Source organism: Pseudomonas sp. R2-37-08W (genome assembly GCF_003851705.1).
In the GTDB taxonomy this organism is placed as follows: domain Bacteria; phylum Pseudomonadota; class Gammaproteobacteria; order Pseudomonadales; family Pseudomonadaceae; genus Aquipseudomonas.
On the sequence record NZ_CP027728.1, the window covers coordinates 2,608,917 to 2,630,528 of the forward strand.

The 21,612-nt window shown below is 63.1% G+C and carries 18 protein-coding genes; 10 read left to right on the plus strand and 8 right to left on the minus strand.

Annotation, left to right across the window (positions count from 1 at the left end; all coding sequences use genetic code 11):
- Positions 1 to 6 precede the first annotated feature (6 nt).
- Together C4J93_RS12065 and pvdM are read right to left on the minus strand one after the other, a co-directional pair.
- A complete protein-coding gene (locus C4J93_RS12065) occupies positions 7 to 1,275 on the minus strand; it encodes an aminotransferase class V-fold PLP-dependent enzyme (protein ID WP_124429425.1) in 1,269 nt (422 codons plus the stop codon).
- Positions 1,272 to 2,633, minus strand: coding sequence for a pyoverdine-tailoring dipeptidase-like protein PvdM (gene pvdM / locus C4J93_RS12070; protein ID WP_124429426.1), 1,362 nt, complete (start codon positions 2,631 to 2,633; stop codon positions 1,272 to 1,274). Before pvdM ends, C4J93_RS12065 begins: the two co-directional genes overlap by 4 nt.
- Positions 2,634 to 2,775: 142 nt before the next feature.
- Between pvdM and C4J93_RS12075 the strand changes: the two genes are divergently transcribed.
- Positions 2,776 to 4,404: a PvdJ/PvdD/PvdP-like protein gene (locus C4J93_RS12075; protein WP_124429427.1), complete on the plus strand. Its 1,629-nt coding sequence runs from the start codon at positions 2,776 to 2,778 to the stop codon at positions 4,402 to 4,404.
- A gap of 218 nt (positions 4,405 to 4,622) precedes the next feature.
- The gene (locus C4J93_RS12080; protein ID WP_124429428.1) at positions 4,623 to 5,975 is read left to right on the plus strand and encodes a Fic family protein; all 1,353 of its coding nucleotides are present in this window, start codon (positions 4,623 to 4,625) and stop codon (positions 5,973 to 5,975) included.
- 89 nt (positions 5,976 to 6,064) lie between these two features.
- Here the strand turns inward: C4J93_RS12080 and C4J93_RS12085 are convergent, their stop codons facing one another.
- Positions 6,065 to 6,295 (minus strand): hypothetical protein, encoded by a 231-nt coding sequence (locus tag C4J93_RS12085; protein WP_124429429.1) that lies wholly within the window; start codon positions 6,293 to 6,295, stop codon positions 6,065 to 6,067.
- Between the two features lie 117 nt (positions 6,296 to 6,412).
- Positions 6,413 to 7,135 carry a pirin family protein gene (locus tag C4J93_RS12090; protein WP_124429430.1) on the minus strand — a complete coding sequence of 241 codons (723 nt, stop codon included), beginning with the start codon at positions 7,133 to 7,135 and terminating at the stop codon, positions 6,413 to 6,415.
- A 179-nt stretch (positions 7,136 to 7,314) separates the two neighbouring features.
- Here C4J93_RS12090 and C4J93_RS12095 point away from each other — a divergent pair, with 179 nt between their 5' ends.
- Positions 7,315 to 8,265, plus strand: coding sequence for a GlxA family transcriptional regulator (locus tag C4J93_RS12095; RefSeq protein ID WP_124370483.1), 951 nt, complete (start codon positions 7,315 to 7,317; stop codon positions 8,263 to 8,265).
- A 149-nt stretch (positions 8,266 to 8,414) separates the two neighbouring features.
- Positions 8,415 to 9,866, plus strand: a complete 1,452-nt coding sequence (locus tag C4J93_RS12100) for a winged helix-turn-helix domain-containing protein (protein WP_124429431.1) — start codon at positions 8,415 to 8,417, stop codon at positions 9,864 to 9,866.
- Here C4J93_RS12100 and C4J93_RS12105 read toward each other — a convergent pair.
- A complete protein-coding gene (locus tag C4J93_RS12105) occupies positions 9,813 to 12,584 on the minus strand; it encodes a winged helix-turn-helix domain-containing protein (RefSeq protein ID WP_124429432.1) in 2,772 nt (923 codons plus the stop codon). The two genes, C4J93_RS12100 and C4J93_RS12105, sit on opposite strands and share 54 nt — an antisense overlap.
- 57 nt (positions 12,585 to 12,641) lie before the next feature.
- On the minus strand, positions 12,642 to 13,040 hold the full coding sequence (locus C4J93_RS12110; RefSeq protein ID WP_124362564.1) for a helix-turn-helix domain-containing protein: 399 nt from the start codon (positions 13,038 to 13,040) through the stop codon (positions 12,642 to 12,644).
- 204 nt (positions 13,041 to 13,244) lie between these two features.
- Between C4J93_RS12110 and C4J93_RS12115 the strand changes: the two genes are divergently transcribed.
- The 6 genes from C4J93_RS12115 (at position 13,245) to C4J93_RS12140 (ending at position 19,573) form a co-directional block, all read left to right on the plus strand.
- Positions 13,245 to 14,153: a LysR family transcriptional regulator gene (locus C4J93_RS12115; protein ID WP_124429433.1), complete on the plus strand. Its 909-nt coding sequence runs from the start codon at positions 13,245 to 13,247 to the stop codon at positions 14,151 to 14,153.
- A gap of 148 nt (positions 14,154 to 14,301) precedes the next feature.
- Entirely contained in the window at positions 14,302 to 15,285 is a 984-nt protein-coding gene (locus tag C4J93_RS27385; protein WP_256660173.1) for a hypothetical protein, read from the plus strand.
- Between the two features lie 140 nt (positions 15,286 to 15,425).
- Complete coding sequence (locus tag C4J93_RS12125) at positions 15,426 to 16,016, plus strand: antibiotic biosynthesis monooxygenase (RefSeq protein WP_124366795.1); 591 nt, start codon at positions 15,426 to 15,428, stop codon at positions 16,014 to 16,016.
- A complete protein-coding gene (locus C4J93_RS12130) occupies positions 16,013 to 17,851 on the plus strand; it encodes an amidohydrolase (protein WP_124429434.1) in 1,839 nt (612 codons plus the stop codon). Before C4J93_RS12125 ends, C4J93_RS12130 begins: the two co-directional genes overlap by 4 nt.
- 27 nt (positions 17,852 to 17,878) lie before the next feature.
- A complete protein-coding gene (gene ycaC / locus C4J93_RS12135) occupies positions 17,879 to 18,496 on the plus strand; it encodes an isochorismate family cysteine hydrolase YcaC (protein ID WP_057722054.1) in 618 nt (205 codons plus the stop codon).
- 195 nt (positions 18,497 to 18,691) lie between these two features.
- Positions 18,692 to 19,573, plus strand: coding sequence for a LysR family transcriptional regulator (locus tag C4J93_RS12140; RefSeq protein ID WP_124366798.1), 882 nt, complete (start codon positions 18,692 to 18,694; stop codon positions 19,571 to 19,573).
- Here the strand turns inward: C4J93_RS12140 and C4J93_RS12145 are convergent.
- Together C4J93_RS12145 and C4J93_RS12150 are read right to left on the minus strand one after the other, a co-directional pair.
- The gene (locus C4J93_RS12145; protein WP_124429435.1) at positions 19,560 to 20,597 is read right to left on the minus strand and encodes an AraC family transcriptional regulator; all 1,038 of its coding nucleotides are present in this window, start codon (positions 20,595 to 20,597) and stop codon (positions 19,560 to 19,562) included. The two genes, C4J93_RS12140 and C4J93_RS12145, sit on opposite strands and share 14 nt — an antisense overlap.
- A 1-nt stretch (position 20,598) precedes the next feature.
- Complete coding sequence (locus C4J93_RS12150) at positions 20,599 to 21,513, minus strand: GGDEF domain-containing protein (protein WP_124362570.1); 915 nt, start codon at positions 21,511 to 21,513, stop codon at positions 20,599 to 20,601.
- Between the last annotated feature and the right edge of the window lie 99 nt (positions 21,514 to 21,612).

Sequence of the window (21,612 nt, forward strand, 5' to 3'; positions counted from 1 at the left end):
AAGGGGTCACAGCCGCTGGCTCAGTAGCGCCATGAAGCGCTGGATTTCAGCCGAGCTGTTGAGCAGGCCGGGGGCGGTGCGAATGCCCGGCCCGACATCGCGGTCCACCGCGTCGATCACCACACGGTTTTGCCGCATGTGCGCCGCTACAGCATCGCTGTCCTGGCCCTTGACCCGAAAGAAGGTAAAGCCCGCCGATAACTCCGGGCTGCGCGGCGTGACCAGTTCGATCTGCCGATGCGCCAGCAGCTGTTCCTTAAGCTCGGTGTTGAGTGCGTGGATTCGCGCCTGCACCGGCGCCTTGCCCAGCTGCAGGTGCAACTTGAACGCTTCGTCGGCGGCCCAGCGATGTTCGAAGGCGTGGTAGCCGCCGGGGGTCATGGTGGTGGCGAAATCCTTGTCTTCTGAGAACGTCGGCACCATCGGCGTGACGTACCTGTTCTGGGCATCGCGTGCGCACACCAGGCCGGTACCGCGCGGGCCGAACATCCACTTGTGGGTGCCGGCGATGAAAAAATCGCAATGCATGCCAGGGAAATCGAGGTCTTCCACGCCGAAGCCGTGCACACCGTCGACTACATAGAGGATGCGGTCGTTGTCGTCGCGGTGGCGGTTGTGTTCATCCACCAGTTGGCCGATTTCGCCGATGGGCAATTTGACCCCGCTGCCCGACTGCACCCAGGTCATGCCCAGCACACGGGTGTTGGGGCGGATATTGCGCTGGATATTGCCCAATACTTCATCGACTGACACACGGCTTGCGCTGTCGAACAGGCGGATACGGCGCACCCGGGTGCTTTCCTTGCGCACGCGAAAATCCAGCACGTTCTGTGTCGCGTAATGCTCGTGCTCGGTGGTGAGGATTTCCTGGTCGGCGCGCACCTGGATCCCGCCGTAAATCATCGCCAGCCCCTCGGACGTGCTGCCGGTCAGGGCGATCTGCGGCGGCGTGGCGTTCAGGTAGCGACCGGCCCACTCACGCACCTGGCCTTCGCGTTTCCAGGTTTCCTGCAGGTCCCAGTCCATCGCCAGGCCTGGGTTGCGGTCGATCTGCGCGCGGTAGCGCTCGATGGCCTCGCGCACCGGCCTAGGGTGCGAGGCCACCAGGAAGTTGGAAAAATGCAGGTAATCCGGGTCCTGCTCGAAAAGCTGCTTCAATCCCGTCCAGGGATCGTTGGTGGCGGCTGCCAGCACCTGCGGCATCAGCGCGGCCCCCAGCGGCAGGCTGGCGGCAAACACGTCGGCCTGCTTGAGAAAGGTGCGGCGGTCGGTCATGGGCTGACTTCGCGGTTGGCCAAGGGTTTGGCGGCTTTTTGCACCTGCTCCCACACCCGCAGGAAGTTACCGCCCCACAGCTTGGCGATATCGGCTTCGGAATAACCGCGCTGGATCAGTTCGGCGGTGACGTTGCGCACCTCGCCGACGTTCTCCCAACCCTGCAGACCACCACCGTCGTTGAAGTCCGAAGCGATGCCGACGTGGTCGATGCCAATCTTGCGCACGGTGTAGTCGATGGCGTCCCCCCAGTCCTTGAGGGTTGCCTTGGGTTCTTCTTCGAGGATTGCGTACAACTCACTGGCGTATTGGCCGAAGCGCTGTTCGGGCCACGCGGCGATGATCGCGTCGCCCGGCATCAGGGCCATCGCCAGGTTCGGCAGGGGCGGCAGGTCGAAGCGCGCGCGCAGGGCGTTGAGCTTGTCCTGGGTCGGCTGGCTCAGGGGGCGCAGGTAGGCAGGAAAGCCCACCACCTGCACCACGCCACCGCTGTTTTTGATCAGCTGCAACTCCTTGTCGCTGAGGTTGCGCGGGATGTCCACCGACGCCCGGGGCGCTGAATGGGAGGCCACCATCGGCGTACGGCTCAATTGCGCGACCTGCTCCAGAGCCTTGGTCGACATCTGCGACACGTCGATGATCACGCCCAGGTCGTTGAGGCGCTGCACCGCTTGCTGGCCGATGGGCGACAGGCCCTCGAGGGCGTCAGCGGTGTCATTGAAAAACGGCAGCGGGCGCGATGAGTCCGCCCAGGCGTTGTTGCCGATGTAGCTGAAACCGAACATGCGCATGCCGCGCGCCGCCCACAGGTCCAGCTGGTTCAGGTCGTTGCCCAGCGGGTAGGCGTTGAGCATGCTGATGAAGATCGCGAACTTGCCTTCGCCGTGCAGGCGGCGCATATCGTCCGGGGTATAGGCGATGCCCACTTGGTTGGGAAAGTCGCGGACCATGCCGGAGATGATTTTGTAGCGCACCTCCTGCTCGTGGCGGGCCTCTTCGACAAAGCCGTCGGTGGGCTTGTGCGGGGCGTTGGGGCCGTTCCAGATTTCCGGCCAGCCGAAAATGGTCAGGGCCGCACCGGACAAGCGGCCGCGCGCCGCCTTGGCCAGGTCGAACTGGCCGCTGCCGTCCTTGTCGGCTTCGTTGCCGGCGGTGCCGAAATCCATGGGCACGGTGATATGGCTGTCGAACGACAACAGGCGATCCTGCATTTCGTTGGCTTGCTTGATCACCTCCAGCGGGTAGCCGGCGTTACCCTTGAACCAGTGATCCCAGGCCAGCAGGCCGGCCCCAGCGGCGACGGCCAGTGCCAGCGGCAGGCCGATATACAGCGCCTTTTTCGAACGTGGTTTTGTCATTGCCATCTCAGTCAGTTGAGGCCGTTGCTATCAGGGAAGAACGAGCGATGGCAGGGAAAATTTAGCGAGCGGCCCAGGGCCGGTAAATTTCCCCAGGTTGAAAACGTTCTAGCTCTGATTAAGCCGTTTCCTAAGGTAGACAATGACGATCTCTCGACGTGGGTTCATCGCAGGCCTGGCGCTGACCGGCGCGGCCGTGCCTGCGGCCTTTTATGCCCATCGCGAGCTGGCACGGGAAGACGAATTCCCGGTCACCCCCGGCGAAGCCACGGTCGACCTGGCCGACACCCAGGGCCAGCACTTGGCGAACACCTTGCGCGGCGTGTGGAATCTGCGTCTGGAAGGCCGTGATGCCGGCCTCAAGGGACTGCCGTTGCAGGGCCTGCAATTGCTGCTGGATGTCGCACCCCGTGGGCGGGGCTTGCGCGGGTATCTGGACACCGCCGAGCACCTGCGTGGCGACGGCGAACCACGCTACCGTGTCTTGGGCGATCTGCTGACGGGCGAGGGCGGGTTGCTCTATTGGCGGCTGATCGACTGCGATTCGGCGGCGGGCATTCCGGCCTACGAATTCAAGATGACCCTCGATGAAGTCTGGGCCGACTTCGGCAATGCCGGCAGCGCCACGCTCAGTGGGCAGATCCTCGACCTTGAGCGGCCGTTGGCATTGACCGAGCGCGACAACCGTTTTATCGCCCACAAACAGCTGTTCCCCGAAGCCCGCCAGCGTATCGGCCTCAACGAGGCCCTGCTGGCGTGGCTGATTGCCCCCGAACATCGCCTGTTTCACCAGCTGTGGCACGCCAGCCGTGACCAATGGCACAAACTCTCCGAGGAAAAACGCGAAGCCCTGCGCGGCATCGGCTGGCAACCCGGGCCGCGTGGCCAGGAGCGCGATGCGCGGGGCAAGCGCAAGGACCGTAACGGCTCGGGCATCGACTTCTTCTTCATGCACCGCCATATGCTCGGCACTGCCCGCTCCCTGCAGGACCTGCCGTCATGGCCGCACTTCCCCGCGCCGCAGCCGGCGCTGGAGCGTGATCGCCAGGGCTTTTTGCGTTACTTCGACAACCACGACGGCTTTGCGCTGCCGCCCTGCTGGTCGGCGCCGGACGACGCCGATTACACCCAGTGGGTCAGCGACATCAAGGCCGCCGAGACCTACCACAGCAATTTCCAGGTGTGGGAATCCCAATACCGCGACCCGCGCTACCTGGCCCGATTGACGCTCGGCCAATTGGGCTCGGAAATGGAACTGGGCCTGCACGACTGGCTGCACATGCGCTGGGCCTCGGTGCCGCGCGACCCGTCCAACGGCGCCCCGGTGCCGTTTGCCCGCGACCCTGCGGACTTTGCCGCGCGCTGGTATGCGCCGGAAAATGACTTCCTTGGTGATCCGTTTTCTTCGCATGTCAATCCGGTGTTCTGGCACTTCCACGGGTGGATCGATGATCGTATCGAAGACTGGTTTCGCGCCCACGAACGCTTCAATCCCGGCGAAGTCACCCGGCTCGAGGTCAACGGCGTAGCCTGGTTTGCGTCGGGGCGCTGGGTTGAAATAGGCGATCCCTGGCTTGGCCCGGACACCCATGGCTGCAGCTCCACGCCGGGGTTGCAGCAGGGACGCTCGATGGAAATGGACCCGGAAATCATGAAACTGGCCCTGCGCATCACCTTCGGCGCCGATGACGATCTGCTCAAGGGCCTGTTCAAGCGCGTGCCGCAGCGGCCGTGGTATGCGCGGCACTTGAAGGTCAAGCGCGAAGGGTAAGAAGAACCCGCACACCTGTGGCGAGGGAGCTTGCTCCCGTGACGGCCTCCCAATCGACACAGAAGATGGGTCAGACCGCTCAAGGACTGCTGTGCAGTCCAGCGGGAGCAAGCTCCCTCGCCACAAAGTGCAGCGTGCAGTTTTCTGCGCTGTACACGTTGACACGTTGGTCGTTAGGCACCACGATCAACTCAATTTTAGAAAATTGAGTTTCAGTTGTGGCAAAGATCCATAAACCCACTGATTTCGGCACGTTACTGAGTCGTCATGGCTTGCAGGTTTTCGAGCTTGCACGCATGTTCAAGGCGGTCGATGACAAAGGCCGGTATCTGCATTGGGATGAATTTCGCCGTTACCCCACACCCGGCGTGAATAAGGAGGCCGCGTGGGCCGCCATCAAGATGTCCCGGGCCTGTGCAAGTAAGACCCTTGAACTCAATAGCGAATGCGGCAGCGCTTTTTTCTTGTGTTCCACGGATTTCAGTGATGCGGTGATTCACGCCGTCGAGTCTGTGACCTCCAGCCTGGGCGGTGCAGCAGCGGCGTCTCCTCAGTACCGCGATAATGCTCAGTACCTGGTCGATTCATTGATGATGGAGGAGGCCATCTCCAGTGCCCAGCTGGAAGGTGCGGCGACTACGCGCAAAATCGCCAAGGACATGCTGGCCAAGGAGCGTGCGCCGCAGAATGATGATGAGCGGATGATCCTCAACAACTATCACCTGATGAAACATGCCAAGTACCACCAGGGCGAAGCGCTGTCTGTCGCGTTGATCTGTGAGTTTCATGCCATCGCAACGGCGGGTATTGAAGAGGACGATGTTCGCCCTGGGCATATCAGGACGACCAACGATATTTTTGTTGGCGGCGCCGGGAATGAAATCATTCATCAACCACCTCAGGCCGCAGTGCTGCCGGACAGGCTCGAGGCGCTTTGCAGGTTTGCCAACGATCAGCATGACGGCCAAGGCGGCGCGCACTTTATCCATCCAGTGGTCAAGGCCATCATCCTTCATTTCATGCTGGGTTATGAACATCCCTTCAGAGACGGCAACGGTCGGACCGCACGCGCTTTGTTTTATTGGTTCATGCTCAAAAGTGGTTATTGGCCCTTTGAGTACATTTCCATCAGCGCACTGCTTAAAGAGGCCCCCATGCAATATGGGCGTTCGTATATCCATACGGAAACCGATGGGTTCGATCTGACCTATTTCGTCATCTATCAGTTGCGGATCATCGAACGCGCAATGAACGAATTCATGCTGTATTTCGAGGGTAAACGACGAGAAGCCGTAGAGCTGATGAGCTGGTTGGATGCCCTTGATTTAAAGGAGGGGCTGAATTACCGACAGGGCCATTTCTTGAAGAAAGTGCTGCAGCATCCGGGGCGCATTTATACGCCCAAGGAACTTACCCATGACTATGACATTTCGGAAAACACTGCACGCAAAGATCTTGAAAAACTGGTCGGTATGAAACTTCTGTTCAAGGTACAGGAAGGGAAAAGTTTCCTGTACATCGCGCGGGACGATGCGCAGGCCAACTTGAAGAAGCTGACAGCCATAGGTTGAGCGTTTCAAACCTGCTTTAACGCATAAATCGAAGACGAAAAAAAACCGGCTGATCAGGCCGGTTTGGGGTGTCCCTTCAACAGCCAGGGTTATACCTGGTTTGTCGGCAGGCGATCAGCACCGCCTTCAGCCAGGCCACGTTCCTGCAAGCGATCCGCACCGCCTTCAGCCAGGCCGCGTTCCTGCAAGCGGTCCGCACCACCTTCGGCAACGCGGGTTTCAATCAGGCGTTCCGCGCCGCCTTCAGCGACTACCGGGTGGGCGAAAGCGTTTGCAGCCAGTACCGAGAAAGCGAGGCTAAGCAAGAGTTGGCGTTTCATGAGTGTGTGCTCCGAGTGTCTTGGTTGGGTGCCGTTTGGCATGGGGTTTGATGTTACGCGTCGCAGTTCTTAAGAGAACTTCATTGCGCTGATGGTGACTATCGATGCCAACAATGGTCATGGCATCTGCGGCAGTTCGTTGGGGCGCAGGTCGAACACCAGCACCTCGGCGTCTTCGCCGTGGCTCAGGCGAATCTCGCGCTCGTCCCGTACCCGCACGCCGTCGCCTTCCTGCAAGCGCTGGCCATTGAGCTCGACGCTGCCGCGTGCCACATGGATGTAGGCGTAGCGATCCGGCGCCAGGTCCAGTTGCGCGCTTTCATCGCCATCGAACAACCCGGCGTACACCCGTGCGTCCTGGCGAACGTTCAACGAACCGTCGGCGCCATCCGGCGAGATGATCAACTGCAGGCGCCCGCGTTTTTGCGCCTCACTGAAGTGCTCCTGCTGATAGCGCGGCTTGGCCCCGGCTTCGTTGGGCACGATCCAGATTTGCAGGAAGTGCACGCCGTGGCGCTGGCTGTGGTTGAACTCGCTGTGGGCCACGCCGCTGCCAGCACTCATCAGTTGCACATCGCCGGGACGAATCACCGAGCCGGTGCCCAGGGTGTCCTTGTGTTCCAGTGCGCCTTCGAGCACATACGAGAAAATTTCCATGTCGCGGTGCGGGTGCTGGCCGAAGCCTTTGCCGGCGGCGACGCGGTCATCGTTGATCACCAGCAGGTCGGAAAAACCCTGCTCCTTGGGGTTCCAGTAGTTGGCGAAGGAGAAGGTGTGAAATGACTTCAACCAACCGTGATTGGCGGCGCCGCGTTCGGAAGCTTTGCGAAGGGTCAGCATGGTCCAGTCCTCAAGTGAGCGCGGGCTGCGAAATGCAGGGCGCTTGCGTTGAGAAGAAGGTTAATGGTTAACGGATAATTCATTAAGAAGATGAAATCTGAATAACTGTCATATCTGGGTTGACAGTAAAGTCATGCCATAATGCGCGTCGCCTTTCTACTTGATGGACATTCCCACCTATGAAAACCGTGGCCATGGCGCTGTTCCCGGACTTCCTGCTGCTCGACATGGCCGGGCCGCTCGAAGTGTTCTCGATTGCCAACCGCTACCTGCCGGCGGCCGACCACTACCGCATCCTCACCATCGGTACCGAACCCGGGCCGTTGCGTGCCTCCAATGGCGTGATGGTGCAGACCGACCTGCTGCTGGAGCAGGCCCAGGCGGACTACGACCTACTGCTGGTTCCGGGCGGCCCGGGTGCCTATAACGAATGCCATCCTGCGCTGCTGCCCTGGCTGAAGGCGGTGGCGCCACGGGCCCGGCGTTTCGGTTCGATCTGCACCGGCGCCTTTGTGCTCGGGCATGCCGGCTTGCTTGACGGGCACCGCGTGACCACTCATTGGCACTACACCGAGCGCCTTATCAAAGCGTTCCCCCACGCCAGGGTCGAGACCGATCGCATCTACCTGCAGGACCGGCGCCTGATCACCTCGGGCGGGGTCACTGCCGGTATCGACCTGGCCCTGTCGATCGTCGCCCAGGACCATGGCAAGCAAGTGGCAGTGGACGTGGCCAAGGTGTTGCTGGTGGTGATGAAGCGCCAGGGTGGCCAGGCCCAGTTCAGCCCGATGACCGCTGCCGTGGCGCCCCAGGAAACCGCGATCACTCGTGTGCAGCACCATGTGCTGGCGCATCTGGACCAACCCTTTACCATCGAGTCCATGGCCGAGCTGGCCGGCATGAGTGCGCGTCACTTTGCGCGACTGTTCGCCAAGGAGGTGCAGATGACGCCCATGGCGTTCCTGCAAGGCGCGCGCATCGACCGCGCCCGGCAGTTGTTGGAAACCACCGATTTACCGCTCAAGACCGTGGCCTTCCACGCCGGCTTCGGCAGCGTGCGGCATATGCGCTTTTTGTTCAGTGAAAAGCTCGGCCTGAACCCTACCCAATACCGACAACAGTTCAGTTAACGACACAATGTCCGTCTGAGGCACCCGATTGTCCGTATCGCTCCTCGTGCCGGGATTGTCCTGTCATCCTCAGCTGGCAAGATAACGTCGAGCCCACGGAAAAGGATGCGCAGGCACTCAAGCACGGGTGTTTCAGCGCGGTTACGGACATGAATGATTCTGCGGCGGTGAGCTTCGGCCCCTACACCTTTCATCGGCACCAGCGCCTGGTCAGCAAGGCCGGTTGGCCGGTGCCGCTGGGCGGGCGCGCGCTGGATATTCTCGCGGTGTTGCTGGAAGCGCCGGGGCAATTTATCAGCAAGGCGACCTTGATCGAGCGGGTCTGGCCCAACAGCGTGGTCGAAGACAATAACCTGCGCGTGCACATTGTCGCGTTGCGTCGCGCCCTCGACGGGCAGCGTGTCATCCTCAACCACCCGCAGCGTGGCTACTGCTTCGCCGCGCCCGTGCAAGGCACACTGCCGACGGTGCCGGCACAGCACAACCTGGTGGCACGGCTCAGCCCGGTACTCGGTCGCGATGAGCTGGTGGCTGTGCTGGTGCGCCGCATCGCCGGGCAGCGCCTGTTGACCCTTACCGGTGTTGCCGGCATCGGCAAGAGTACGCTGGCCCTGGCCCTCGCCGAACGCATGGTGCCCCGCTATCGCGATGGGGTGTGGTGGGTCGACGTGACCAGCCTGCAAACCCCGGGCGAACTGCTCGGCCATCTGGCCACGGTATTACAGCTGGACCCCGCCGACAGCCTCGACGAGCTGGCCCGACAGTTAGCCTCGCGCCAGTTGTTGCTGGTACTCGATGGGGCCGACCTGCTGCTCGGTGCCTGTCGCACGCTGGTGCGCATATTGGGCGAACGGGCACCCCAGGTCAGCGTGCTGATCAGCAGCCGCGAAGCCTTGCTCGCGCCTGGCGAATGGGTGGTGCGGGTGCCACGGCTGAGCGTGCCGTCACCGTCAGCGTTGGCCAGTGTCGAACAGGCCATGGCCTGTCCTGCGGTGCAACTGTTTGTCACACGGGTACGCGCCAGCCAGCAGGGGTTTGTGTTGCGGACCCAGGAGTTGGCGCCGTTGCGTGAGATTTGCCGGCGGCTGGACGGCATCCCGTTGGCCCTTGAACTGGCCGCCGCCCAGGTCGACGCACTCGGCATCGGCGGTGTGCAGCAGCAATTGTGCATGGGCTTGCACGGGCTGAGCCGCGGGCGTCGCACCGCGGTGGAGCGGCATCGTTCGCTGGCTGCTGCGCTGGACTGGAGCTATGCGCGCCTGAGCCTGCCGGAGTGCTGGCTGTTCCTGCAGCTGGGCTTGTTCAAGATGGCGGTGACCCTGCCCACTTTGAGCGAAATGGTGAGCGGTACCGAGCTTGAACACGCCGACCTGTCTTACCTGCTGGCGCGTCTGGTGAATATGTCGCTGCTGAGCGTCGAGCCCGGCCTGGGCCCGACGCGCTATCGCCTGCTCAACTGCGTGCGCAGCTACGCCTTGGCGCAACTGCGTGACCCGCGTCAGGTAGCGCGCCTGCAACAAGGCTACGGGGAGTGCCTGGGCGCGTTTTCAGGCCGGCCGTTTGTCCTGCAACTCGTCGAGCAGGCGGCGTACGCGCAGTAGATCCTGGGTGGCGAAGCCTTCGGTAAATCTTGCGTAGAGGGGGTTCAGCAAGTCGATGCCTGCCTGCTTGCGTCCTTGCTGTTGCCAAAGTTGCGCCAGGGAGCCCGCACACCGCAGCTCCCAGGCCAGGGCGCCTTGCTGGCGTGCCAGGTCGAGGGCTTCGAGCAGCAGCGTCTGCGCGCCCTGGGTATCACCTCGCAGCGCTGCCTGCCCGGCGTAGACCCGCAGGATCTCCGGGGCACACCAACCCGCCGCGCCACTGCGTGCCCGTTCGAGACCTGGCTCATCGACGTGGCGCATGCCGAAGGTGACCAGGGTGTCCTCGATCAGCCCCAGGCCCTGTAAATCCCCGTTGCACAGGATGCCGGCGTAATGCCCGGCCCAGGTCTGGAACAGTTGCACCGAATGCGTGTGGGACTGCTCCAGCAGCAGGCTTTGCAGGGTTTGCGCATCGTCTTCGGCACCGTTGTAGCGGGCGATCACCACACCGGCCAGGGCCAGGGTGTAGCAGATCGACGTACCGTGGTTGATCTGCAGCGCCAGTTCCAGTGCCTGGCTGGCGGTGCGCCAGGCGCGTTCCGGAAAGCCCTGCAACCAGAGGATTCGCGCCAGCACGGTCAGGGACGCGACGCTCTGGTCGTATTGCACGCCGACGCCATGGGCGAAGCGGTTCACGTGGGCGCTGTGGCTCATGCGCTGCAGCACTTGCTCGGCCTGCTGTCGGGCCAGCGCCTGATGGCCGGTGTAATGCTGGGCCAGGGCGCGCAAGCGTTGGGTGCTCAGGTCCAGCAGCGGCTCGGTGCGCGGGTCGAGGCGATCGAACTGCCTGCTCTGTTCCAGCGCTTGAACATAGCGCCCGGCACACAGGTTCGCCGCCATGTGCCCGGAAACCGCACGCAACTGGCCGGCCAGGTCCTGGCGCTCTTCTGCCAGGCGTGCGGCTGCGACAAACGCGGCGATGGTCTGGGGCGCGGCGCCCACGGCGTGGTAGGAGAGGCTGCCCAGGGCCAATTGCAGCTGCAGGGCCAATTGCGTGCAGGGCGCTTCGACCCGATCGATCAGCGCCAGTGCCTTGTCCACATAGCCGGCGTGCTCGCGCAGCAGCGACAGTTCCTGCCACAGGGGCATCGCACTGACCGTCAGCCGGATCGCCAGCAAGTGCCCCGCAGTGTCGGCAAAGCCCCAATCGAGGGCGGCGCGCACGTCTTCACGCAGCGGGGCGTAGCGGTCGATCCAGGGCTGTGTGGCAATCAGTTCCCAATCGCCCTGGGCCTGTTCCATCAGGGCCAGGCAGCGTGCCGCGTGACGCTCGCGGGTGGCTTGCAGCTCGCCGGCGAGGCTGAGCTTTTCCAGGGCGTAGGTGCGGGTGATATCGAGCAGACGATAGACCATCTCGTCCTCGCTGGCGTCCACGTTCAGCAACGACTTGGCCACCAGTTGCGTGATCGAGCCCAGCACTTCGGCCGGGGCGATGTGCTCCCCGGCGATCACCGCCGCCGCGCTGACCAGGCTGAAGCCGCCGCGAAACACCGCGAGCCGGCGCAGGCAGATTTTTTCGCAGTCGGTGAGCAGGTCAAAGCTCCAGTCGAGCGTGGCCCGCAGGGTTTGCTGGCGGGGCAGGGCGCTGCGCCGCCCGCGGGTCAGCAGGCGAAAGTTGTCTTCCATCTGCACCAGCAGGCCCGCTAAGCCAAAACGCTCGATCTGCGCGGCCACCAGCTCGATGGCCAGGGGAATGCCGTCCAGGCGCTGGCAGATATCGATCGCCAGCGGCAGTTCGGCGTCGCTGAGGGCAAAGCTGTCTTGATGGGACATGGCGCGCTCGATCAGCAGCTGCATGGCCGGGTAACCCAGGGCCTGGGCGCGGTTGCCGGTGGCAGGCGGGCACGTCAGCGGTTCGAGGCGTTGCACGTATTCACCTTCGGCGCGCAGGGCTTCGCGGCTGGTGGTGAGGATGTGCAGGTGCGGCGCATGGCGCAGCAGGGTTTCGCTGATCAGGGCGATGTCGTCGAGCAGGTGTTCGCAGTTGTCGATCACCAGCAGCATCTGGCGTGCCTGCAGGCTGCGGGCAAAGCCGGCCAGCGGCGCATGCTCGCCAGGCGGGGCGCCGAGTAGGGCTGCGAGGTTGGGCAGGATCATCGAGGCGGCACTGAGTGGCGCCAGGTCGAGCAGGTGGATGCCGTCGCGGTAATGGCCGATCAGCAACTCCGCCACGCGCAGGGCGACGGTGGTCTTGCCGATGCCGCCGGCACCGGTGAGGGTGATGAAACGTTGCTGCGGCAATTGCTGCACCAGCGCGTCGATCAGCGCCTGGCGGCCGAGCATGCGCGTGCGCCGCAGCGGCAGGTTGTGGCTTGGGCGTTGGGGGGCGCCGTCGGTGGGTAGCGTCATCGGTTCGATGCTCAGTGGCGCGACAAAACTGTAGCCGCGCTGGGCGACCGTGACGATATAGCGCTGCCCGGCCTGGCCGTCGCCCAGGGCCTTGCGCAACGCGGCCATGTGCACCCGCAGGTTGCCGTCTTCCACCACGCTTTTGGGCCAGACCCGTGCGATCAGCTCCTGCTTGCTCACCACATTGCCGGCGTGCTCGAGCAGGATCAGCAGAATATCCACCGCCCGCCGTCCCAGGCGCAGCGGGCGACCGGCCTCCAGCACCAGGCGCTCACGCGGATGGATGCGGTAGGGGCCGAAGTGCACGGCCTGGTCGCTCAAGTCATTCATGGCTGCACGGGTTCAGGAGTCGGGGAGGGCCAGCATATTCCAGGTGCATCAAGACCACTAGGCGGCGATCACCTCGGGTTTGGGGCGCGAGTGGTGGTTTCGCCAGGTCATCGGGTTCACGCCTTCGCTGCGGGTGAACATATGACAGAAGTGCGCCTGGTCGCAGAAGCCACATTCCAGGCTGATTTGAGTGAGGCTCAGGGACGAGCCGGTGATCAGTTCCTTGGCGCGCAGGATGCGTTGCTGGCGAATCCATTCCTGGGGCGATACCCCCGTGGAGCACTTGAATGCGCGGGAAAAATGGCTGCGCGACAAGGCGCATGCCTGGGCCAGCTCGGCGATGCTCAGGCTTTCGCCGAGGTTGGCGAGAATCAGCTGCTTGGCGATACGCTCGCGCCGGGGGCATAGGCCTCCGGTGGCGGATAAACGAGGGGCATATTGCTCGAGTCGGGCCATGACAAATATCCGCAGTCGATGGGAGCGTTCCCGGTGAATGGATGCAGTGTAGACGCCGCTTATCTTGTTGCCGGACCGCCTGGCTGACGAGTTAATCGTTGTTAATTTCGCCAGGTGCGAGCGTGGAAAAGACAGCACAGGTATGCAATCCAGAGCGTTCCGGGCATGCTTTCCTGACCCTCTGCACACCGTTTGGATACCGCCATGAACCGCAACGACCTGCGCCGCGTCGACATGAACCTGCTGGTGATTTTCGAAGCGCTGATGTTCGAGAAAAACCTGACCCGGGTCGCCGAAAAACTCTTTATGGGCCAGCCGGCGGTGAGTGCGGCACTGGGCCGCCTGCGCGACTTGTTCGACGACCCGTTGCTGCTGCGCAACGGTCGCGGCATGGAACCCACGCCACGGGCGCTGGCGATACTCAAGGAACTGCAACCGGCCATGGACACCATTTCAGGCGCCGTCAGCCGCGCCAAGGATTTCGACCCTTCCACCAGCTGCGCGGTGTTTCGCATCGGCCTGTCCGACGATGCGGAGTTCGGGTTGTTTCCGCCATTGCTCAGTCGCCTGCGCGAAGAGGCGCCGGGCATCATCGTGGTGGTGCGCCGGGCCAACTTCCTGCTGATGTCGTCGCTGCTGGCCAGCGGCGAAATCTCGGTGGGGGTGAGCTACACCACGGAACTGCCGGCCAATGCCAAGCGCAAGAAGCTGCGCGATATTCCCTGCAAAGTGCTGCGCGGCGATGATGGCGAGGCGCCACTGACCCTCGACGATTATTGCGCCAGGCCCCATGCGATGGTGTCGTTCTCGGGCGACCTGAGCGGCAATATTGACCTGGACCTGGCACGCATCGGCCGCTCGCGGCGGGTGGTGCTGGCGGTGCCGCAGTTCAGCGGGCTGCGCGCATTGCTGGCGGGTTCGCAGATTATCGCGACCGTGCCGGATTACGCGGCCTGCGCCTTGACCGAGGGCACCCGCCTGCGGGCCGAAGACCCGCCGTTCGCGATTGATGCGGCAGAGCTGTCGATGGTGTGGAGCGGGGTGCATGACAATGACCCGGCCGAGCGCTGGTTGCGGGGAAAGATCGCGGAGCATATGGCCGAAGAGGTTTAGCGGTTCAGCCCTGGGGCCGAAGGCGTTTTAACCTGGCCGGCCTCGATGTACAGCAAAGTCCTAACGGTGCGCACGCTTTTTCCGGCTGCCCGCTTGGGGTTGGCCCGCCTACCATGGGTCAACTTTCAAGCAGGAGCTGGTAACGACTATGTATATCTCTCAGAAGCCACAGGTGATTGCACCGGTTACACCAGAGCCGCGTCATGACGCGCCCGCATCGACGTCGCGGCATCCGGGGCAAATACCCGAAAGCGATGATCGCCCCGCCTCGGGCGCTGGCCTCGCGCGCTCAACCGGCTCTGTTGTCTCCAGGCAGGCGGCGATGCCAGTGACTGTCGAGACTTCAAAGCTGGACAGGGTGAGCGATCCGCGTCTGGAGGTTAAGAAGGAAGCTTCAGCGCCCAATGGGATGTACCTCGTTTCTTACTCGGTTCCCGGATCAGGCCAGGGGGTGAGCAACATTACTTTCCCCATCAGTATCGGCGCCGGCACTCAAAGAACCAGTAGCGAGCCTGCGGGGATTTATTACGCGATGCAGTTCGGCATTAATGACGAGCAGGGCAATTTCCTCGGCGGCGGGTATATCGGGCTGCAGCCACGGGAGGACGGCAAGGCGCGGGTGCCGTTTTCCGGGTTTGGGTCGCACTTTACCGCGCCACACGGCAGTTCCGAGGCGGATGGTGGCCCAGGGGCGAGCAACAGTACAGCGGTGGATTTCAAGTTCGGTCATAAATACAACTTCACCGTGGAGCAAGACCCGAAGAATCCGCTGCGGCTGAGCGGGTACATCCAGGACGTCACGGACCCCGAAAAATTGGGGCCCAAGCAACATGTCAAAGACCTTTACGTCGATCGCAAGGTTAGCTTGACCACACGTTTTAGCGGGTTCGTCGAACACTACGGCAAGGAGATCGATCGCAGTTCGCAGATTGCGCCGACTGCAGGCAGTTTTTCTGCGCCCTTCACGACGGATGACCAAGGCAATATCAAGGTGGGTTCAGTCCAGAGCGAAGGCTTGTATGGTCGGTTCCGCAATTCGATCACAGGCGATCTGGAAGTGACTCGGATGAACGGCGAGGGTAAGGAGCTCAAGTTCTCGTTCCAAGGCGTCGGTTACCAAAAGCCAAGCTGAGCGTTGCGGGGAGGGGCCCGCACGGGCTCCTCTCGTGCCTCCAAACCACCGGGGCAAACAGCACATACATTCAATTCTCCACCGCCATTGCCCAGCAAACTCCCTCCATCGCTCAATGCACCGGGGGGAAACACCCAATCATGGACCCAACACCTAACACCAGCCCCGACGAAGTCGTCACGCTGGTCGTCAAGCACCGGGTCAAGCCCGGCCGCGAAACCGAGTACGAAGCCTGGCTGCGCCGCATCGTGCGCATCGCCGGTGAACGCCCCGGCCACCTTGGCGTCGACGTAGTGCGCAGCCAGCAGGGCGGCATGGCGCTGTTTACCTGCGTACTGCGCTACCGCTCCACCGACGCCCTGGAGTTGTGGCTCGAGTCGCCACAACGTCGGGCCCTGATCGACGAAGCCGCGCCAATGCTGGCCGACGGCGACCAGACTGAAATCGGCGGCGCCAATGAATTCTGGTTCGCCCCCCAGGCCGACGGCGCGGCCAAGCCGCCGCGCTGGAAACAGGCGGTGGTGAGCCTGTTTGTGATCCTGCCGCAGACCCTGCTCCTGCCGTTTATCTGGGGCCCGGTCCTGCGGTTGCACCCGTTTCTGTCCAACTACGTGGTCTCCACCTTCCTGGTCACCCTGACCATCGTGCTGCTGGTGGTTTACCTGCTGATGCCGGCCGCCACCCGCCTGTTCGCTCCCTGGCTTGAAGCCTCTGAAAAGGAAACCCTATGAACGCCGATCTGATTCTGTTCAATGGCCAGTTCCACACCGTGGACCGGGAAAATCCACGCGCCACCGCCGTCGCCATCCGTGACGGACGCTTCGTCGCCGTGGGCACTGACGGTGAAGCCATGGCCCTGCGCGGCAGCGCCACCCAGGTCATCGACCTCAAGGGCCGCACCGTGATTCCCGGCCTCAACGACTCGCACCTGCACCTGATCCGTGGCGGGCTGAACTACAACCTCGAGTTGCGCTGGGAAGGCGTGCCGTCCCTGGCTGATGCCTTGCGCATGCTCAAGGACCAGGCCGACCGCACCCCCACGCCGCAGTGGGTACGCGTGGTGGGCGGCTGGAACGAATTCCAGTTTGCCGAAAAACGCATGCCGACCCTGGAGGAGCTCAACCAGGCTGCGCCGGACACGCCGGTGTTCGTGCTGCACCTGTACGACCGCGCCTTGCTCAACCGGGCCGCGTTGCGCGTGGCCGGTTACACCAAGGACACGCCGAACCCACCGGGCGGCGAGATCGTGCGCGACAGCCACGGCAACCCCACCGGCATGCTGGTGGCGCGGCCCAACGCGATGATCCTGTATTCCACGCTGGCCAAAGGCCCGAAACTGCCCTTGGAATATCAAGTCAACTCCACCCGCCAGTTCATGCGTGAGCTCAATCGCCTGGGCCTGACCAGCGCCATCGATGCCGGCGGCGGTTTCCAGAACTATCCCGACGACTACGCGGTGATCGAGCAACTGGCCAAGGACCAGCAGTTGACGGTGCGCATCGCCTACAACCTGTTCACCCAGAAGCCCAAGGAAGAGCTCAGCGACTTCAAGAATTGGACCGGCAGCGTCACCCTGCACCAGGGCGATGACTACCTGCGCCACAACGGCGCCGGCGAGATGCTGGTGTTTTCGGCCGCGGACTTCGAAGACTTCCTCGAACCGCGCCCGGACCTGCCGCTGACCATGGAACAGGAGCTGGAACCGGTGGTACGCCATCTGGTGGAACAGCGCTGGCCGTTCCGCCTGCACGCCACGTACGACGAGTCGATCTCGCGCATGCTCGACGTGTTCGAAAAGGTCAACCGCGACATACCGTTCAATGGCCTGCCGTGGTTCTTCGACCACGCCGAAACCATCACCCCGAAAAACATCGAGCGCGTGCGCGCCCTGGGCGGCGGCATTGCGATCCAGGACCGCATGGCGTTCCAGGGCGAATACTTCGTTGAGCGTTACGGTGCCAAGGCCGCCGAAGCCACGCCGCCGATCAAGCGCATGCTCGCCGAAGGCGTACCGGTGGGCGCGGGCACCGACGCCACGCGGGTGTCGAGCTACAACCCGTGGACCTCGCTGTACTGGATGGTCAGCGGCCGCACCGTCGGTGGCCTGGAGCTGCACGCCGAGGGCTTGCCGCGCCTCACCGCGTTGGAACTGTTTACCCACGGCAGCGCCTGGTTCTCGTCAGAGCAGGGCAAGAAAGGCCAGATCAAGGTCGGTCAACTGGCAGACGTGGCGGCGTTGTCGGCAGATTTTTTCAGTGTCGATGAAGAAGCCATCAAGTGGATCGAATCGGTGCTCACCGTGGTTGGCGGCAAGGTGGTCTACGGCGCCGGTGACTTCGAAGATTACGCGCCACCGCGCGTTCCGGTACTGCCGGACTGGTCGCCGGTGGTCAAGGTACCGGGGCACTGGCGCCCCAGCTCACCGCTGCAAGCTCAAGTTCACCAGTGCAGCGGCCCGTGTGGCGTGCATTCCCACAGCCATGAAAAAGCCCGTCTTTCCAGCGTGCCGGTCAGCGACTTCCAGGGTTTCTGGGGTGCGTTTGGCTGTTCGTGCTTTGCCTTCTGATTGTCACTACCCAAAGGAGTTACCCGCATGACTTATTCGCGCTTGAACAAAGATGATGCTGTTGTACTGCTGGTCGATCACCAGACCGGCCTGATTTCGCTGGTGCAGGATTTCTCCCCCAACGAATTCAAGAACAACGTACTGGCCCTGGCCGACGTGGCGAAGTTCTTCAACCTGCCGACCATCCTGACCACCAGCTTTGAAAGCGGCCCCAACGGCCCGCTGGTACCGGAACTCAAGGCGCTGTTCCCGGACGCGCCGTACATCGCCCGGCCTGGCCAGATCAACGCCTGGGACAACGAAGAGTTCGTCAAGGCTGTCAAGGCGACCGGCCGCAAGCAGATCATCATTGCCGGCGTGGTGACCGATGTGTGCGTCGCGTTCCCGACCCTGTGTGCCCTCGATGAAGGCTTTGAGGTGTTCGTGGTCACCGACGCCTCCGGCACCTTCAACGAAACCGTGCAACAAGCCGCCTGGGCGCGCATGACTGCGGCCGGTGCGCAACTGGTGAACTGGTTCGCCGTGGCCTGCGAGCTGCAGGTTGACTGGCGCAACGACATGGAAGGCCTGGCCAACCTGCTGTCACCGCGCATCCCCAACTACCGCAACCTGATGAACAGCTACTCGGCGTTCACCGCCAAGTAACTCGTCCTCAAACCTGTCGGTAATCCCTGTGGGAGGGGCTTGCTCCCGATAGCGGTGTATCAGTCAGCTTATCTGTTGCTGACCCACCGCTATCGGGAGCAAGCCCCCTCCCACATTTGCCTGTGTTCACATTTTGATTTGTGGTGCTGCGACCAACCGGTTATAAAACAGCCCATCGTCCACCGAGAAGCGACAATGAACCCTTTCGAAGACATGCGCCTGTTCTGCCAGGTCATGGAATCCGGCAGTTTCACCGCCGCCGCCGAGCAACTGGGCCTGTCCAAGCAGTTTGTCAGCCGCCGCCTGATCCAGCTCGAGGATCGTCTCGGCGTGCGCCTGCTCAACCGCTCCACGCGTCGCCTGGATGTCACGCCTCTGGGCCAGAGTTACTACGAATCCGCCTTGCGCCTGCTCAGTGATGTGGAGCAAGTGGAGCAGGGCATCGCCGGTCAGAACAGCGAACCGCGCGGCACCATTCGCCTCAGCGCGCCGTTGTCATTTGCCATGGCGCATCTGGGTTGCCTGTTGCCGCTGTTCCTGCAGCGCTATCCCGAGGTGGCGGTGGAAGTCGACCTCAGCGACCGCCCCGTGGACCTGATCGGCGAAGGCTACGACCTGGTGCTGCGCATCGGCACCCTGGAAGATTCCACCTTGATCGCCCGTCGTATCGCCAGCATCCCACGTGTCTACTGCGCCAGCCCCGACTACCTGGCCCTGCGCGGCACACCGCAAAAGCCCGATGACCTCGCTGCCCACGATTGCCTGCCCTACGGCCACGGCCGTCACGTGCAATGGCGCTTCAAGGGCAAGCTGCAAGCGCTGAACGTGAGCGGGCGCATGCGCGTCAATAACGGCGATCTGCTGCGTGACACCGCGATTGCCGGCCTGGGCGTGACCTACCTGCCGACCTTTATCGTCGGCGACGCGTTGAAGGACGGCCGCCTGGTCAGCGTACTGGACGCGTTCGCCCCCGAAGCCCTGACCCTGTCGGCGGTGTACCCCCAGCATCGGCAGAGTTCGCGGCCGGTGCAGGCGTTGGTCGAGTTCCTGCGCGAACGCCTGGCTAGCGGCTGCTGAACAACTGGCGGATCAGGCTGGGCGTGCTGCCGGTCCAGCGCTTGAATGCGCGCCGAAAGTTCGCCGCATCGTTGAAGTTCAGGTACGCGGCAACTTCATCGTTGCTCAAGCCTTTGACCTGATACAGGTGCAACGCCATGTGCTTGCGTACCCGGTCCACCTGTTGCTGAAAGCCGGTGTCGTGCTTGTGCAGCTTGCGCTTGAGGGTCGCCGGGCTCATGGCGAAGGCCAGCGCGGCCTGTTCCAGACTCGGCGGCTGGCGTACGTGCTCGCGCAGGTAGTCGTGGAGGCAGTCGAGGAAACTGGCGGCAAAGCCCAACTGGTCGATCTGCTCGCGGGCGTGCTGGCGCGCCACCTGGCCTGCCGTGGCCGAGGCACCGGGCCATGCGCGGGTCAGGTACTCGCGCGGCAGGCACATCATGTCCAATGGACGTTCGAAGCGCGTGTGTTCGCCCAGGTGCACCCAGTATTGCTCCACATAGCGCGGCTCGGCGTGGCTGAAAGCGCACACCCACGGCAGGCGCTGGCCGCTGAGCCATTGGCTCATGGCCACCAGCGAGGTCATGCTCGCCTCCAGCACAAAGCGCCAGTGCTCGCCGGCGCCGCAATTGTCCCGCCAGTACAGGTAGGCGTGATGCTCATCCAGCTCCAGGTGCAGGGTGACCAGCGGGTTGAGCAGCACCTGTTGCTGGATCAGGATCTCCAGCGCCTGGTGCAGATTCTGCGCATGCCCCAGTGCATGGCTGGCCGCGCCATAGTGGCCGGGCAGCAGGCGTTGGCCAAACAGGAAACTGCTGTCATCGGCGTCCAGCAATTTGCGGCTGTTGCCGATCACGTCGAGGAACTGCCGGGGGCTCAAGCGGGCGTTGCCGGCCAGGATGTCTTCGTGGAACAGCCCGGTGCCGCGCAGCAGGCGATGGCTGTCGATGTCTCGGGACAAGGCCAGGTCGATCAACGTGGCGGGCTGGTAATGGCCGGGAATGAAGCGGCTGTCGCTTTCATACCAGCTGGCTTTCACGGCCATCTCAGGCGCTTTTCGCAAGGGGTTGCTTGGCCCGCGCCAGCGCCAGGTTCAGGCGCCTGAGCAGATCGTGGGGCGGCTCGTCCAGGGCCATTACCACCGCCGTGGTCGCCGCCAGTTGCAGGCGCTCGCCCTGCAGCCGGGTTTTGTGCGCCAGGCTCTGCACCGCTTGCTGCAACTCCAGCGCCAACCCCTGGGCCTGGCGCTCGCCGGTGTTGGCCAGCAGCACCACAAAGCGGTCGCCCGCCAGGCGGCACAGCAGGTCCTGGCGGCGCAGGTTGAGCAACAGCACATGGCTGACCGCCTGCAGTACCGCATCGCCCTCGGCATGCCCGTAGGCTTGGTTGATGGCGGCAAAGTGGTCCAGGTCCAGGGCCAGCAGCGACAGCGGTTGCTGCTGGTCGCGGCTGTCGTGCAGGCTGCTTTCGAGCTGGCGCTTGAGGTAGTCGGCACCGGCCAGGGGCGTGAGTTTGTCGAACAGCCGATGCTCGCGGAACAGGCGCTCGCGCTTTTCCATCTGTGCGCTGATCGCCAGTTGTTCGCGGTGCCAGTGGTAGATGCCGATCGTCAGCAGGATCATGCCCACCGGCATCGGCCCCGACTCCAGCCAGTGGTCCCAGGTGATGCTGTCGGGCAGGCGAATGAACTCGTCGAGGCTGTCGATCCACCAGGAAAAAAAGATGCACGACAGGCCCAGCGCCAAATAGTTGGTGACCCGCCCGGCGGGGCGGCTTTTCAGCACCAGGCCCAGCCATATCAACGCGAGCAGCGCCGAACCGCCTTCACCGACGATATCCAGCCACACCCACTCACTGAGGCTTTTGAGCTCGCCGCAGGCCAGGTGCAGGATCAGCCCGAGGTTGGCGGCGATCAGCAGCAGGGCGAGCTTCCAGCGATGGGGTTTGAGCACGCAAAACATGGGTGCGGGTCCTTGGATGAGCCAGTCGTGGGCGCCAGCACAGCAGATGCATGTGACGGTTGGATGACGGTGGGGGAGGGTCGGATCAGCTCACGTCAA